The following is a 15,082-nucleotide window of genomic DNA, read 5'->3' as shown; positions in this document are numbered from 1 at the left end:
CATGACCCTGACCGTGACCGACCTGCGGGTCCACTACCGCACCCTGCGCGGCGAGGTCCGGGCCCTGGACGGTGTCTCCTTCGACCTGGCCGACGGGGAGATCCTGGGCCTGGCGGGCGAGTCCGGCTGCGGCAAGACGACGCTCGGCAAGTCGCTGATCCGCCTCGACGGCCGGATGCGGCACGCGGGCGGCACCGTCACCCTCGACGGTGACGACGTGCCGGTCGCCGACGACCGGGCGATGAACGCCTTCCGCTTCCACCGGATATCGCTCGTACCGCAGTACTCCATGAGCGCCCTCAACCCGACCCGGCGCATCGGACGCATGATCCGCGAGCTGCTCGCCTCCCGCGGCGTCAGCGTGGACACGCCCGAACTGCACCGCCGCCTCGATCTGGTGGGCCTGGACCACGACGTCCTGAACCGCTATCCGATCGAGCTGTCCGGCGGCATGAAACAGCGCACCGTCATGGTGATCTCCACCCTCCTCGACCCGTCCGTCCTCATCGCCGACGAGGTCACCTCGGCCCTCGACGTCTCCACCCAGCGCGCCGTCGTCGGAGCGCTCACCGGGCTGCGCGACAAGGGCCTGGTCACCAGCATGATCTTCGTGACGCACGACCTCGGACTCACCTCGCACATCGCCGACTCGATCATGGTGATGTACGCGGGCAGGCTTGCCGAGAAGGCGCCCACGAAGGTCCTGACGACCGCGCCCCGCCACCCGTACACCAAGCTCCTGCTCGGCTCGCTGCCCGAGGTCGGCGCCCGGTACGCCGACAAGCCCCTCAAGGGCATCGCGGGCGCCCCGCCCTCCCTCCTGAACCCCCCGGCCGGCTGCCGCTTCCGCGCCCGCTGCCCGCTCGCCGACGAGCAGTGCGCCGAGGAACCTCCGGTCCTGGAGATCGCCCCCCGTCACTCCGTCGCATGCTGGAAGGCCTGATGCTGACCCTCGACCACGTCACCAAGACCTACCGCGCCGGCGCGTTCGGCGGCGGTTCCGTCACCGCGGTGGACCGGGTGTCCTTCACCGCCGAACCCGGCGAGGTCGTCTCCCTCATCGGCGAGAGCGGCAGCGGGAAGTCCACCATCGGCCGGATGATCCTCGGCCTGACCGGCGTCAGCTCCGGCAGCCTCACCCTGGACGGCCGCCCCGTCCGCCCGGGCAAGGACTTCTACCGCCGCGTCCAGGGCGTCTTCCAGGACCCCTTCTCCTGCTACAACCCGGTCTTCCGGGCCGACCGCGTCTTCGACATGATCCGCCGCGCCTACCACCCGGGCGTCTCCGACAAGGAGTGGGCCGACCGCGTCGAGAAGGCCGTACGGGACGTCCGCCTGGACCCCGGGCAGGTCCTCGGCCGCTACCCGCACCAGCTCAGCGGCGGCCAGCTGCAACGCCTCCTCATCGCCCGCGCCCTCCTGCTCGACCTGAGCTTCCTGGTCGCCGACGAGATCACCAGCATGCTCGACGCCTCCACCCGCATCGACGTCCTCAACCTCCTGGCCGCCCTCAAGGAACGCGGCCTCGGCGTCCTCTACATCACCCACGACCTCGCGCTCGGCACCTACCTGGCGGAGAAGACCGTGGTACTGCGCCGCGGCCGGGTCGTCGAACGCGGCGACACCCAGAAGGTGTTCGGCAACCCGCTCCACCCCTACACCCGCACCCTGCTGGCCGCCGTGCCCCGGCTCAACACCCCGTGGGACCCGCCCGAGCCGCTGGAGAGCTGCGCCTTCCACGAAGGCGGAGACCGGGACACCGACCTGTACGAGACCGAGCCGGACCACTTCGTCGCCTGTGCCCAGCTCCCCGACTGCGGAAGGACCTCCGCGTGACCCTTCGCCACCTGCCCCTCCACGAAGGCTGGACGCTCGGCGCGGACAGTGCCGTGCCCGTGGGGCTCCCCACAGGGGGCGTCCCCGCCACCGTGCCCGGCTGCGTCCACACGGACCTGCTCGCGGCGGGGCTGATCGACGACCCGTACCTGGACGACAACGAGGACCGGCTGACCTGGATCGGCCGCACCGACTGGACGTACCGGACCACGTTCGACTGGACGCCGGACGGGCACGACCACGCCGACCTGTGCTTCGACGGCCTCGACACCGTCGCCGCCGTCCTGCTCAACGGCATCGAGGTGGGCCGCACCGCCAACCAGCACCGCAGCTACCGCTTCCCCGTCCGCGCCCTGCTGGCCGAGGGCGCCAACACCCTCGACGTACGGTTCACCGCCCCGTACACCTACGCCGAGGAACTGCGCGACCGGCTCGGCGACCGGCCCGGCGCCTATGCGGAGCCGTACGCCTTCATCCGCAAGATGGCGTGCAACTTCGGCTGGGACTGGGGGCCGACGCTCGTCACGTCCGGCATCTGGCGGCCGGTGGCCCTGGAGACGTGGAGCGGTCCGCGGATCGCGTCGGTCACCCTGCTCCCGGATCTCGACGAGGCGGGGGTGCCGCGCCTGACCGTCACCCTCGACGTCGACCGGTCCGGCCAGGAGGCCCTCGAAGCCGTGGTGGAGGTCGCGGGCGAGCGCGCCCCGTTCACCGTCCTCGCCGGTGAGGACCGGGCCACCGCCACCCTCGCCGTCCCCGGAGCGGAGCTCTGGTGGCCCCACAGTCACGGCGAGCAGCGCCTGTACGACGTCACCGTCCGCCTCGGCGCACGCGCATGGCAGGGCAGGACCGGCTTCCGCGGGGTCGTGCTGGAGCGCGAGGCGTTCCGCTTCGTCGTCAACGGCGAGCCCGTCTTCGTACGCGGCGTCAACTGGATCCCCGAGGACTGCTTCCCCGCCCGCGTCACCCGGCAGCGGATCTCCGACCGCCTCGACCAGGCGGTCGCGGCCGGGGTCAACCTGATCAGGATCTGGGGCGGCGGCCTCTACGAGAGCGACGACTTCTACGAACTGGCCGACGAGAAGGGCCTGCTGGTCTGGCAGGACTTCCCCTTCGCCTGCGCCGCCTATCCGCAGGAGCAGCCGCTGTGGGACGAGGTGGCGGCCGAGGCCCGGGAGAACGTCATCCGCCTCTCCCCGCACCCCGCACTCGTCCTGTGGTGCGGCAACAACGAGAACCTGGAGGGCCACGCCGACTGGGGTTGGCAGAAGGAACTGGGCGACCGCACCTGGGGCCACGGCTACTACCACGAGCTGCTCCCCGCGATCGTCGCCGGGACCGACCCGACCCGCCCCTACTGGCCCGGCTCGCCCTACTCCGGCACCGAGGACATCCACCCGCAGGACCCGGCGCACGGCACCATCCACATCTGGGACGTGTGGAACCGGGCCGACTACCGGGCCTACGCCGACCGCGTGCCCCGCTTCGTCGCCGAGTTCGGCTTCCAGGGCCCGCCCGCGTACGCCACCCTGCGCCGCGCGATCAGCGGCCCGCCGGCCCCCGACGCCCCGCTGCTGGCCCACCACCAGAAGGCCGAGGACGGCAACGCCAAGCTGCTGCGGGGCCTGGGCGACCACCTGCCGCAGCCCGGCGCGGACTTCGACGACTGGCACTGGCTCACCCAGCTCAACCAGGCCCGCGCGGTCGCCTTCGGCATCCGGCACTTCCGCTCCCACACGCCGTACTGCATGGGCACGATCGTGTGGCAGCTCAACGACTGCTGGCCGGTCGTCTCCTGGTCGGCCGTCGACGGCGACGGCCGCCGCAAGCCGCTCTGGTACGCCCTGCGGGCCGTGTACGCGGACCGTCTGATCGCCGTGCGCGACGGCGCCGTCCATCTCGTCAACGACGCCCCCACGCCCTGGGCGGGCACCCTGCGCCTCACCCGCCACGGACTGGACGGGGCCGTACTGGCCGAGGAGGAGGTGGTCGTGAGCACGGCCGCGCGCGCGGTCTCCCGGGTCCCGCTGCCGCCGTCGGTCGCCGAGCCCGCCGACCGGACCCGCGAGCTCCTGGTCGCACGCCTGGGCGGTACCCGGGCGGTGGAGTTCTACGAGGAGGACACCCGCCTCGCGCTGCCGCAGGCCCGGTACGACGTCACGGTGACGGAGAACGGGGGCGGGGCGCCCGGCTACCGTGTCGAGGTGACGGCCCGCACCCTGCTGCGGGACCTCGCGCTCTTCCCGGACCGGCTCGACCCGGCGGCCGAGGTGGACGAGATGCTCGTCACGCTGCTGCCCGGGGAGAGCGCGGTGTTCATGATCACAGGAGCGGTCCTGGCGGACCCGGAGGCGCTGGGCGCGCACCCGGTGCTGAGGTGCGTGAACGAGGGCCTCGCCCGGTAGGGGTGGCGCGCCCCTGGCGATCCATGGCGCGCCCCTGGCGAATCGGCTGTGTGGGTGCGGCGACTTTCCGTCAATTCGGATACGCGGCCGCCGCACCCGCCACCCCGCCCAGCCATATGACTATGCCGCGGACGTGTGCTGACGGACCCTCAAGCGATCAATAAAATAAGACAACATCGCGCCACTGTCCGTCCGGCCGGGGGGAGCCCCCGGATAGGGTCATGTGCCAACGCGGAGCCGCGCGCCAAGCCCGGATGGTGGAATGCAGACACGGCGAGCTTAAACCTCGCTGCCCCTCGGGGGCGTACCGGTTCGAGTCCGGTTCCGGGCACCACCACGCGGTTCGTCCAGGGGGAGCCGGCCGGCCGTTGGCGGTCCGCCGTCCGGGCATCCGCACGCAGGCCGCCTGCCGCAGCGCGCACCCCCCTTGTGTACCGGGCCGGGAAGGCGCGCCCCCGGCGAGCGGCCGCACTTTCCGACGGCACGGGGACCCTCTGCCGGGGGAGCGGGGGATAGGGTTCGGGCGAGAGGGATCCGCGCGGTTCGCGCGAGCTGCGCCAGGGCCGGACACCGGCGCCGCCCGAGGGGAGTCGGATGCTGCAGGCGCTGGGACTGGGCCCGGCCGAAGAGGCCGTCTACACGGCGCTGCTGGTCCGCCCGTCCGCCTCCGCCCGGGACCTCGCCCTGCAGTCCGGACTCGGTGAGGCCGCCTGCGACAGGATCCTGCTCGACCTCGCCGCACGCGGTCTGGTCGTCGCCGTCACCCGTGAGGCCGTGACCGCCGCTCCGGACCCGGCCGGCGGCAAGGACGTTCTGCCGCCCTCCCGCTACCGGCTCACGCCACCGTCGGTGGCTCTGGCCCCTCTCCTCGCCGAGCAGCGCAACGCCCTGCACCTGGCCGAGACCGCCTTCTCCAAGCTGACCGAGCAGTACCGCACCACTGCCGCGCGCACGGCCGGCGGCGTCGTGGAGGTGGTCGTGGGCGTGGAGCAGGTCGCTCACCGGTTCCTCCAGCTCCAGCGCGGGGCCCAGCGGGAGTTGCTCGTCTTCCTCGTCGGTGCTCCCACCGCCGTGCCGCGCGCGGACACCGACACGTCGGAGAGCTCCGCGCTCGAACGGGGGGTCGACTTCCGCGTCGTGGCCGACAAGGACTACCTCGCAGGGCATGAGATCGTGCAGGACGTGCGGGAGGCCGTGGCGGCGGGCCTCGCGCTGCGGCTGGCCGACTCGCTGCCGCTGAAGATGGTCGTCTCGGACCGCGAGCGCGCCATGGTGCCGCTGGACATGACGGAGTCCGGGGGCGAGCCGAGCGCGATCGTGGTTCATCCCAGCGGCCTGCTGACAGCCCTGGTCCATCTCTTCGAGAGGGAGTGGGCCCAGGGCCGGCCGATGTTCACGACTGGCGCGGGAGCGAGCGAGGAGCCGGCGGGCGATCAGCCGACGGCCGAGGAGCTGGAGGTCCTCGCCCTCCTGCTGACAGGGTTCTCCGACCGGCGGGCCGCCTCCGAACTGGGACTGTCGATCCGTACGGTCGAGCGACGCGTGCGGCACCTGATGGATCTCGCCGGCGTCGATTCGCGGCTTCAGCTGGGCTGGCACGCCTCACGCGTCGGCTGGCTCTGAGCCGGAGCGCGCACCCGCGCACCCGGACCGGGGCTGCGACAGCGCTCGGTTCCCTCAACTTCACCAGTCTGTAAGCGAGTCGACGGTCCCGCCCTCCAATTGTGGCGGGATGTCGGACTTCCGCCACGTGGGAAACCCGCCAGGCACGGCCCCCCTGAGCGCCCCGTATCCCTGCCAGGATGCAGCCGCAGCACGGCATGTTCATGGATTCGAGCAGGGAGAATCATGCATTCGATTGGGCGAATAGCCTGGGGCGCGGCGACCGCCGCCGTCCTGGCCTTGACCACGGTCACGCCGTCCGGGGCGGCGGGTACACCCACCGACGGCGCCTCGGGGAACAGACCCCTCATCGGCAGCGGAACCGCGGCTTCCGCCGGCAGGCAGGTGACGGTCACCCTCGTCACCGGCGACAAGGTGCTGGTGACCACGGACCCGTCGGGCCGCAGCTCGGCAGCCGTCCTGCCGCGCAAGGACGGATCGCAGCCGCTCATGCAGACCCGCCAGCTGGGCAAGGACCTCTACGTCTACCCGGAGGACGCCTCGCAGGCGCTCGCCGAGGGCAGGGTCGACGAGCAGCTGTTCAACGTCAGCGGGCTCATACGCCAGGGCTACGACGACGCCCACGCCGACGAGCTGCCCCTCATCGCCACGTACGAGAACCGGGTCGACGTCGCCGCCCTCGCACCGGCGGCCCCCCGTGGAGCCGAGCGGGGCCTGAGCCTCCCGGCGGTGAACGGCGTCGCGCTCAAGGCCGGCAAGGACGGCGCCGCCGCCTTCTGGCAGGACGTCAGCGCCCCCCGCTCACGGGCTGCCGCCCCGCTGAAGAAGCTGTGGCTGGACGGCAAGGTCAAGGCCACGCTGGACCGTTCGACGAAGCAGGTCCACGCGCCGGAGGCCTGGGCCGAGGGCTACGACGGCAAGGGCACCAAGGTCGCCGTGCTGGACACCGGCGTGGACGCCGGACACCCCGACCTGGTGAACCGGGTCGAGGCGGCGGAGAACTTCACGGACTCGCCCGACACCGCCGACCGGCAGGGCCACGGCACCCACACCGCCTCCACCGTCGGCGGCTCCGGTGCGGCAAGCCAGGGCCGGAAGAAGGGCGTCGCCCCCGGAACCGGTCTGCTCATCGGCAAGGTCCTCAACGACGGCGGCTCCGGTCTGAGCTCCTGGATCATCGCCGGTATGCAGTGGGCCGTCGACCAGAAGGCCGATGTCGTCTCCATGAGCCTGGGCAACTCCGAGATCGGTGACTGCGCCGATCCGCTCGCCCAGGCCGCGCAGGAGCTCTCCCGGAACACCCACAGCCTGTTCGTGATCGCCGCGGGCAACGCGGGCGCCGGCACCGGGACGGTCTCCTCGCCCGGCTGCGCGCCCGGCGTGCTGACCGTGGGCGCCGTCGACCGCGACGACACCACCGCGCAGTTCTCCAGCCGCGGCCCGGTGGCCGTCACCCACACCCTCAAGCCCGAGATCGCCGCACCCGGGGTCGACATCTCGGCCGCCTCCGCGGGCGGGCGCGGCGTGTACGCCTACCGGTCGATGTCGGGTACCTCCATGGCGACCCCGCACGTCGCGGGCGCCGCGGCCATCGTCCGGCAGTCCCACCCGGACTGGACCGCGCAGCAGATCAAGGCGGCCCTCGTCTCCTCCGCCCGTACCGGTGGAAAGGTCGCGGGCGCCGACGAGACCGGCGCCGGCGTGCTCGACGTGCACGCGGCGGTGCACCAGAAGGTGCTCTCCGCGCCCGCCGTCCAGGGCGGCAGCTACAACTGGCCGCAGGACGCCTCGGACCGCACCACCGTGGAGGTCCCCTTCACCAACACCGGCACCGACGCGGTCGTTCTCGGCCTCAGGACCGAAGGCGTGCACGGCAACGACGGCAGCGCTGTCGCCTCCGCCGTCATCAAGCCCGCGCAGGGCAAGGTGACCGTCCCCGCGGGCTCCACGGTCGAGGTGCCGGTGCGCATCGACCCCACCGCCCGTCTCAAGGCCTCCCAGTACGGAGCGGTCACCGGCAGGATCATGGCGGCCGGCGGCGGTACGCACATCTCCGTGCCGATCACGCTCTACGTCGAGCCGGAGACCGTCACCCTCCGCGTCAAGGTCATCGACCGCAACGGCAGGCCCGCGACCGGCCCGTCCTCCCTGGACATGGTCAGCCTCGACACCGACAGCGGCGAGCGCCGCAGCAACCAGGGCGCGGCCGACCAGACCTTCCGCGTGCGCCCGGGCGACTACGCCCTCTCCGCGTTCGTGGCCTCGTACGACGCGGGCAACGCCCCCGAATCGATGGCCTACCTCGGGCGCCCGCAGCTCCGTGTCACCGGTGACACCACCGTCGTCCTCGACGCCCGCAAGGCCCACCGGCTGAGCGTGCACACCGACCGGCCCTCGGAGATCGGCCACACCACGTTCAGCTACGCCCGCACCTGGGACGACACCTGGCAGCTGAGCGGCTCGCTGATGGCGGGCGGTGACGTGCAGAAGTTCTACGCCTCCGTCGACGGGCGCGCGAAGAACGGCTTCTTCGAGTTCCGTCCCACCTGGCGCGCGACCGGCTCGGAGGGCGGCTCGCCCTACGTCTACAACCTCACGTTCCCGAACGAGGGTCCGATCACGTCCGACCGGACCTACCGGGTGGGCGACTCCGGGCTGGCCCGGGTCACCGAGAAGTGGAACGCCCTCGGCAAGGCGGCCGACTACCTCGACGGACTGTTCATCGTCCCGTCCTGGAACCCCAACACCTCCATCACGGTCAACCTGCTCGACCCGGTCACGGTGCCCGGCACCCGTACCGCCTACTACACCCCCGGAGACGACGTCTGGCTGCACGGTGCGCTGTCCAGCTTCCCGTTCGCCGCGTTCATGAGCGACCGGGACCGCACGTACCGGGCCGGGGAACGGCGCGCCGAGGAGTGGTACGGCGGCCCCCTGCGGCCGGGCGCTGCCCGGGACCGCGCCGGCGACCTGGCGCTGGCGGCCGAGCGGCAGGGCGACCTGATCGGTTTCCAGAGCGCCCTGTGGGTCGACGGATCCGGTGACCACTGGTCCTACGGCGGGTCGTTCGGCGACCTCGGCAACCTCGCGCTGAAGCGCGACGGTGAGCAGATCGCCACCAGCGCCTATCCGTACGACGTGTTCAGGGTCCCGGCCGGGGACTCCGCGTACGAGCTCACCCAGAACCTGGAGAAGATCCCCACCTCGGACAAGCCCTGGCTGCGCTCCACCGCGGTCACCACCACCTGGGGCTTCCGCTCCCGTCTGGAGCCGGACGTCTACTCCCGCGGCCTGCCGATCCTCTTCCCGTCGTACGACCTGCCGGCGGACGGCATGAACACCCTGCCCGCACGCGGCGGCATCAAGGTCGGCCTGTCGGCCGAGGGCCACGCCGGATACACCCCGGGCACGATCACCGAGGCCTCGCTGTCCTACTCCTACGACGGCGGTGCCACCTGGACCCAGGCGCCGATCCAGCACAGGGACGGCAAGTGGACGGCCCTCGTCGACCACACCGGCGCCTCCGGTGAGCAGGTCATGCTGAAGGCCGCCCTCACCGATTCCCGCCACAACACGGTCACACAGACCCTCACCCGCGCCTACGACGTGCGGTAACGGGCACCACGCCCCGGCCGGTCCGGTCCCCGCCCGTGGGGACCGGACCGGCCTTCCGCGCCTCACCCGTCCGGACGCACTTCGTCCGGACGGCGGCCAGCCTCCTCACGGCCACGTCACGGGAAGGGAGGATCGAGGCCGCCCTGTCCGTTTCCGCGTGCGGCACACGCATGCGCGACGCCCCGTCGCCGAAGGATCCCCGCATGTCCGGTCCGCTGCGCGCGGCGAAGTCCTCGGCACAGATCGCGTCGGACGGCGACGAGGACGTCGCCATCCGCACGCCCTCCACCCGCAGCGTCGTCCTGGCGACCCTGGCGGCGACGGCCGTGGTGGTGGTCTTCGGTCTGCTGACCGGGACCGCGGTGATCCTTCTCGGACTGCTGGTGTTCCTCCCGGCGTTCGCCGCCGCGCTGTGCAGCCCGCGCCAGACGGCGATGGTCTCCGCCTGGGTGAGTCTCGTCGTCATCGCGCCGGCGGTCTTCCAGCCCGGGGAGCGGTTCCTCGACCGGGTGATCCTGACGGTGTTCGCCGTCGCCTTCGGCATGCTGGCCGTCTACGGCGCGCGGGTGCGCATCACGCGTGAGGGCGCCCTGGTGCGGCTGCGGTCCACCGCCGCGGCGATGCAGAGGCAGATCCTGCGGCCGCTTCCGCTGCTCACCGAGGACGTCCTGGTCGACGGCGTGTACGAGCCCTTGCAGGAGGACAAGCTCGTCGGGGGCGACATCTACGACGTGGTGGCCACTGCCTGGGGCACCCGGATCCTGATCGGCGATGTCCAGGGCAAGGGCCTGCCCGCCATCGGTATGGCCATCGACGTGGTCGGGGCCTTCCGGGAAGCCGCCCACCGCGAGCCGACGGTGACCGCGCTCGTCGACGCGCTGGAGGCGGCGGTCGTCCGGCACAACGACTACGCCGGACAGCGCGGCGAGCCCGAACGGTTCGTCACCGCGCTCGTCCTGGGGGTGGGCACGGGCACCGACACCCAGGTCGTGGGGTGCGGCCACATCCCGCCCTACCTGCTGCACGAGGGTGCCGTCACCGTCGTCGGCGAGGGCGACGAGCACGTGCCGCTGGGCCTGGCGAGTCTGGTCGACGCACCACGCACGGTGGCCTGGTTCGCCTTCCCGGCCGGGTCCACGCTGCTGCTGTGCACCGACGGCCTGACCGAGGCCCGTTCGCGCGAGGGCGACTTCTATCCGCTTCAGGAGCGGCTCGGCGGCCGCGTGGACATCACCGCGGGCCGGCTGACCGGCGCACTCGTCGACGACATGCGGGAGTTCACCGACGGGGTGCAGCAGGACGACCTCGCGGTCCTCGCCGTCCGCCGCGCACCGCACCGGGCTCCGTAGGGCAGGGTTCCGGTCCGCCGCACGTGTGCCCGGACCCGGGTGCTGCCGCGGCCCGGCTCCGCGAAATCTCCGCTATGCCCCGCCCGGACCCACTGGGGCCCACTGCCGTTTGCTCGTACGTCCGCAATGAGGTCCCGTATTTGGGCCCACGGGCCCGTGCCGCAACGGGTGTACCTCTCGTAACCTCCCTGCCCTAAGGCCATACGGGAGGACAAGCCATGCCGCGGACGAGGTACCGGGAGCCCATACCCAGCAGCAGATGGGGTGACCGGGGAGCCACCGCGTTCGAGTACCTCGGCACGATTCTCGTCATTGTCGCCCTGGTCGGCGGTATGGCGGCGGCCGGCCTCGGCGGGAAGCTCACCGACCGGATCCAGTGCCTCGTCTCGTCGATCGGCGGCGGCAGCGCCGGATGCGGCGGCAAGGGAGGCGAGGCGAGCGGCGATCCCAACGCCGCGTTCGAGCCCCTCACCTGCGCCACCGTGACCAAGGCCGGCACGCAGGGCGGCAAGTTCGGGGTCTCGTTCGAGACGCTCGGCATCGAGTTCGGTGGCGAGTTCGGTTTCGAGGAGACGACGACCAAGGCCAAGACGGACGTCAACAAAGACGGCAAGATCGACGACAACGACGAGCAGGTCTCCCTCACCTTCACCGACGCCGGCTCGATCAAGGGCACGGAGAAGCCCAAGGCCCGCATCAAGATCGGTGACGTGGGCAAGGACAAGGTCGAGCTCGGCGCCGGCCTCACCGTCACCACGGGCGACACCTGGGTCTTCGACAGCCAGGAGGAAGCGGACCAGTTCCGCAAGGACCTGGAGGAGTACAAGAAGCTCAGCCGGCTGAACAAGCTCTCCAACCTCAGCCCCATCATCGGCGGTTCCACCGAGATAGCCAGCTGGTTCGGCAAGGGTCCGAAGGCCAAGGAGAGCCGCCTCAAGGACAACATCGAGGACAAGCTCGGCAACAAGCACATCACCACGCAGAAGATCAGCCTCGAAGTCGCCGCCCAGGCCGGTTTCCAGTTCGGCGCGGGGATGAACGCCCCCGACACGACCAACCCGGACGGCACGACCACCCCGGCCCCGAAGCCCGGCGCCACCGTCGAGGCCGGCGTGAAGATCTCCGGGTCGCACGAGGTCACGCTGACGCAGAACCACATCAACAACACCGACGCCTACACGTACCAGGCCAAGGCCACCGGCGGCGCGTACGCGAAGGGCGAGGCCGGTCCGGCCAAGGCGGGCGCGGAGGCCGCCGGTTCGGCGGCGGGTGCCATCACCGTCACGGTCGACAGCAAGACCGGCAAGGTCAAGAGCATCACGATGACGCGGACCCTGGAGGGCAAGGCGGAGGCCAGCGCCGGTCTCAAGGGCGACGTGAACGGCAACGCGAAGGGCGGCGGGACGACCACCCAGGTCATCACCACCACCGTCCCCCTGGACGACAAGAACCTGTCCCAGGCGGAGTCCGACGCCATCAAGGCCCAGATGTTCTCCGGCCAGGGCATGAACAGCGCCTTCAACTACCTGTTCACCGGAACGCCGGTGCCGACCAAGGACCCCGGCGCGGGCGACCCGTTCGGCCACTACGCGTTCAACCACGGCCAGGTCAGCAAGCAGGAGTACGACGGCTCGTCCTCGTCCGAGGAGATCGGTCTCGACATCAACCTGGAGATCGCCGGCATCAACGGTGCCTACACGACCTCCGAGTCGGAGAAGAGCCTGACGAAGGCCGAGTTCCTCGGGGCCCCCTCCGGAGGCCAGCGCGCGTTCTTCCCGTACAGCTACTGTGCCAAGTGATTCACCGGTACAAGGAGACCTGATCATGACCAAGCTTTCCGTCCGGCGGACGGCCCGGACTGCCGCCGTCACGACCGCCGTCCTCACCGCCGGTCTGATGCTCGCCGCCTGCGGCGGGGAGAGCGGATCGGACACCGCCGCGCCCGCCGCGCCCAGCGGCTGGAAGAAGCTCGCGGGACCCACGGTGTCGCTCGCCTACCCGCCGGGCCTCACCGAGCAGAGCAAGGCGGAGCGCGGCAAGCTCAACGACGCCGCCGCCCTGCAGAGCGAGGGTGACCGGCCGACGGTGAAGGTCTCGATCCAGAGCGGCTTCGCCCAGGCCTCGACCGGTGACGACGCCGCCTCGGTCGGCCGGGCGCTCCTCATGGCGACCACCGAGGTGAAGAGCACGAAGGACGCGGGCATCGAGGGTGCGAAGGATGCCAAGCGCATCGACTTCACCTACACCGGCACCGGGGTGCCGCAGTCGCCCCCGAAGGGCGCAAAGGTCGACGGCGTGGTCATCACGGGCGTCGACTCCGAAGGAAAGATCTACTCCGTCCGCATCGACGCCCAGGAGGGCAAGCTCAGCGACGCGGACCGGACGAAGATCGTCGACAGCATCCAGGTGAAGTAGCGCCCGAACGCCGGGCGACGACGAAGAGGCAGCGAGATGTCCAGATACGACCCATACCGCGGGTACGCCCCCGCCTCCGCCCAGGACCGGCCGCGGCTGATGAACTTCATGCTGCCCTGGGCCGCGGGCATCCTCGTGACGCTGATGACGCAGCTCGCCCTGGCCGTTCTCGTCTGGGACGTCATCACGGGCGACGACGTCACGGGCATGGCCTCGCCGGTCCGCACCATCCTGCTGCTGCACCTGCCGTCCGCGGCCTGTGTGGCGCTGGGCGTGTGGGCCGCCGCGGCCGTGCACCGGGGCGCGTCGCGGGAGTCGCAGGTACGGCACTTCATCGCGGCGTTCACTCCCGCCGTCGCGCTCCAGCTGGTGATCTTCTTCTCGCAGGGAAGTGATCTCACCGTCATCACGTTCCTGGTGCAGTTGGTGGTCCTGGTGGTTGGGTGTGCGGTGGGCTTCCTCGTCGACAGGCTGCGCAACGGTTAGAAGGACACCATGGACACCTCGCTCGTACTCATCGGTGTGGTCGCGCTGGTGGCGCTCAGATCACTGGGCCGCACCTTCCAGCAGCTCCGCGGCGCACGCTCCGGCGTGTCCGCCCCGGCGCGCTGCATCCGGGTGGACGAGCGGGACACGGCGACGGGCTCATCGGGCGACCGGCGGTCCTGGCACGTGTTCGCGTTCACCGCGCAGAACGGGGAATGGGTCGAGTTCCGGAACACCGGCAACAAGCGTTTCCACGAGGGGGCGCGGGTCACGGTCCGCTACGACCCCGCCGACCCGCACCGGACGGCCACCCTGGCGGGCAGCCCGCGCGCGGCGCTGACCGAGGGGGCCGTCTCGTTGGTGCTGATGGGGCTGGTGCTGCTGATGTTCCTCACGGACTTCCCGGAGAACCTGTTCTCCTGACCGGCCGCCGTCGGCGCGTCGACTGTCAGTGCCCTCTGCTGTGATCCGTGTACGGAAACGACGACGCACGACGCGGAGGCGGAACAGTGGGCACGTGGGGCGCGGGCAACTTCGACAACGACACGGCGGCGGACCACCTCGGGGACCTGGCCGCAAGGCTGGTGGCCGAGGTGACGGAGGCGATGGCCGGCGACCCCGTGGAGCTCGAACCGGATGAGTACGGGGGTGTCACCGTCCCCTGCAACCTGGAACTGCTGCTCGTCCTGGACCGGCAGGGCTGGGTGGGGGTGAGCCTCCCGGCGCCCGAGGTGATCCGGGCCTGGCAGAAGAAGTTCCTGGCCGTGTGGGAGTCGACGATCGACGGCCTGGAGCCGGAGCCGGACTACAAGGACGAACGCAGAGCGGTGCTCAACGAGACGTTCGAGCGTCTGGCCGAGGCGTCGGCGGTGGCGGCGGGCGCGGTCGTGGCGGAGTGACACCTCTCTGACGCCTTCTGACACCCTTTCCGGCGGCGGCGGCGTCGTCGGCGGCGCTGCGGAGGACTGCCGACCGGGCGTGCTCCCGGAGCTCAGCTGTAGTAGGCGATCTTGTCGTCGAGCACCCCCATGGCCCGCTGCAGCGCCGCCACCCGCTGCTCCAGGGCGGTACGGCGCTCGCGGAGGAAGGCGACGCGCTCCTGAGGCGGGTGTTCGGCGCGCAGAATGGCGACGAACCCCCGCAGGTCCGCGATGCCGAGACCGGCATCGCGGAAGCACGTGACGAGTCCGATCCAGAAGACGTCGTCCTCGGTGTACTCCCTGCGCCCGCCTCCCGAGCGCCGGATCGGGCCGATGAGCCCTTCGCGCTCGTAGTAGCGCAGGGTGTCGATGGAGACACCCGTGCGGTCGGCGGCGGCGGCCGGGGTGAGGCTCATCAGGGAACTCCTTCTGT

12 protein-coding genes and 1 tRNA gene are annotated in these 15,082 nt (G+C 71.3%); 12 read left to right on the top strand and 1 reads right to left on the bottom strand.

All coding sequences use genetic code 11. The features are described from left to right. The first annotated feature begins 1 nt into the window (after position 1). The 12 genes from ACIQMX_RS30780 to ACIQMX_RS30725 all read left to right on the top strand — a co-directional run bounded on the left by ACIQMX_RS30780 (position 2) and on the right by ACIQMX_RS30725 (position 14,628). Positions 2 to 943 carry an ABC transporter ATP-binding protein gene (locus tag ACIQMX_RS30780; protein WP_402482949.1) on the top strand — a complete coding sequence of 314 codons (942 nt, stop codon included), beginning with the start codon at positions 2 to 4 and terminating at the stop codon, positions 941 to 943. Continuing rightward, positions 928 to 1,836 (top strand): ATP-binding cassette domain-containing protein, encoded by a 909-nt coding sequence (locus tag ACIQMX_RS30775; RefSeq protein ID WP_402482947.1) that lies wholly within the window; start codon positions 928 to 930, stop codon positions 1,834 to 1,836. The genes ACIQMX_RS30780 and ACIQMX_RS30775 overlap by 16 nt, the downstream gene beginning before the upstream one ends. After that, positions 1,833 to 4,241, top strand: a complete 2,409-nt coding sequence (locus ACIQMX_RS30770) for a glycosyl hydrolase 2 galactose-binding domain-containing protein (protein WP_402482944.1) — start codon at positions 1,833 to 1,835, stop codon at positions 4,239 to 4,241. The genes ACIQMX_RS30775 and ACIQMX_RS30770 overlap by 4 nt, the downstream gene beginning before the upstream one ends. A gap of 248 nt (positions 4,242 to 4,489) precedes the next feature. After that, positions 4,490 to 4,575: transfer RNA gene (locus tag ACIQMX_RS30765), tRNA-Leu, on the top strand. Positions 4,576 to 4,835: 260 nt separating this feature from the next. Next, positions 4,836 to 5,864: a helix-turn-helix domain-containing protein gene (locus ACIQMX_RS30760; RefSeq protein WP_402482941.1), complete on the top strand. Its 1,029-nt coding sequence runs from the start codon at positions 4,836 to 4,838 to the stop codon at positions 5,862 to 5,864. 225 nt (positions 5,865 to 6,089) lie between these two features. Further along, a complete protein-coding gene (locus ACIQMX_RS30755; RefSeq protein ID WP_363067472.1) occupies positions 6,090 to 9,479 on the top strand; it encodes a S8 family serine peptidase in 3,390 nt (1,129 codons plus the stop codon). Positions 9,480 to 9,682: 203 nt separating this feature from the next. Continuing rightward, the gene (locus ACIQMX_RS30750; protein WP_363067474.1) at positions 9,683 to 10,828 is read left to right on the top strand and encodes a PP2C family protein-serine/threonine phosphatase; all 1,146 of its coding nucleotides are present in this window, start codon (positions 9,683 to 9,685) and stop codon (positions 10,826 to 10,828) included. Positions 10,829 to 11,046: 218 nt separating this feature from the next. Continuing rightward, entirely contained in the window at positions 11,047 to 12,627 is a 1,581-nt protein-coding gene (locus ACIQMX_RS30745) for a hypothetical protein (protein ID WP_363067476.1), read from the top strand. Between the two features lie 25 nt (positions 12,628 to 12,652). Beyond that, entirely contained in the window at positions 12,653 to 13,243 is a 591-nt protein-coding gene (locus tag ACIQMX_RS30740) for a hypothetical protein (protein ID WP_363067478.1), read from the top strand. 36 nt (positions 13,244 to 13,279) lie between these two features. Next, positions 13,280 to 13,729 (top strand): hypothetical protein, encoded by a 450-nt coding sequence (locus tag ACIQMX_RS30735; RefSeq protein ID WP_363067480.1) that lies wholly within the window; start codon positions 13,280 to 13,282, stop codon positions 13,727 to 13,729. A 9-nt stretch (positions 13,730 to 13,738) separates the two neighbouring features. After that, entirely contained in the window at positions 13,739 to 14,152 is a 414-nt protein-coding gene (locus ACIQMX_RS30730; RefSeq protein ID WP_363067481.1) for a DUF3592 domain-containing protein, read from the top strand. Between the two features lie 86 nt (positions 14,153 to 14,238). Continuing rightward, positions 14,239 to 14,628, top strand: a complete 390-nt coding sequence (locus ACIQMX_RS30725) for a DUF4259 domain-containing protein (RefSeq protein ID WP_363067640.1) — start codon at positions 14,239 to 14,241, stop codon at positions 14,626 to 14,628. 92 nt (positions 14,629 to 14,720) lie between these two features. Here the strand turns inward: ACIQMX_RS30725 and ACIQMX_RS30720 are convergent, their stop codons facing one another. After that, entirely contained in the window at positions 14,721 to 15,065 is a 345-nt protein-coding gene (locus ACIQMX_RS30720) for a MerR family transcriptional regulator (protein WP_402482936.1), read from the bottom strand. Positions 15,066 to 15,082 lie beyond the last annotated feature (17 nt).

The organism is Streptomyces sp. NPDC091416 (assembly GCF_044756845.1).
Classification (GTDB): Bacteria; Actinomycetota; Actinomycetes; order Streptomycetales; family Streptomycetaceae; genus Streptomyces.
Note: the sequence above shows the minus strand (reverse complement) of the source record. Positions and strands in the feature narration are given on the sequence as shown.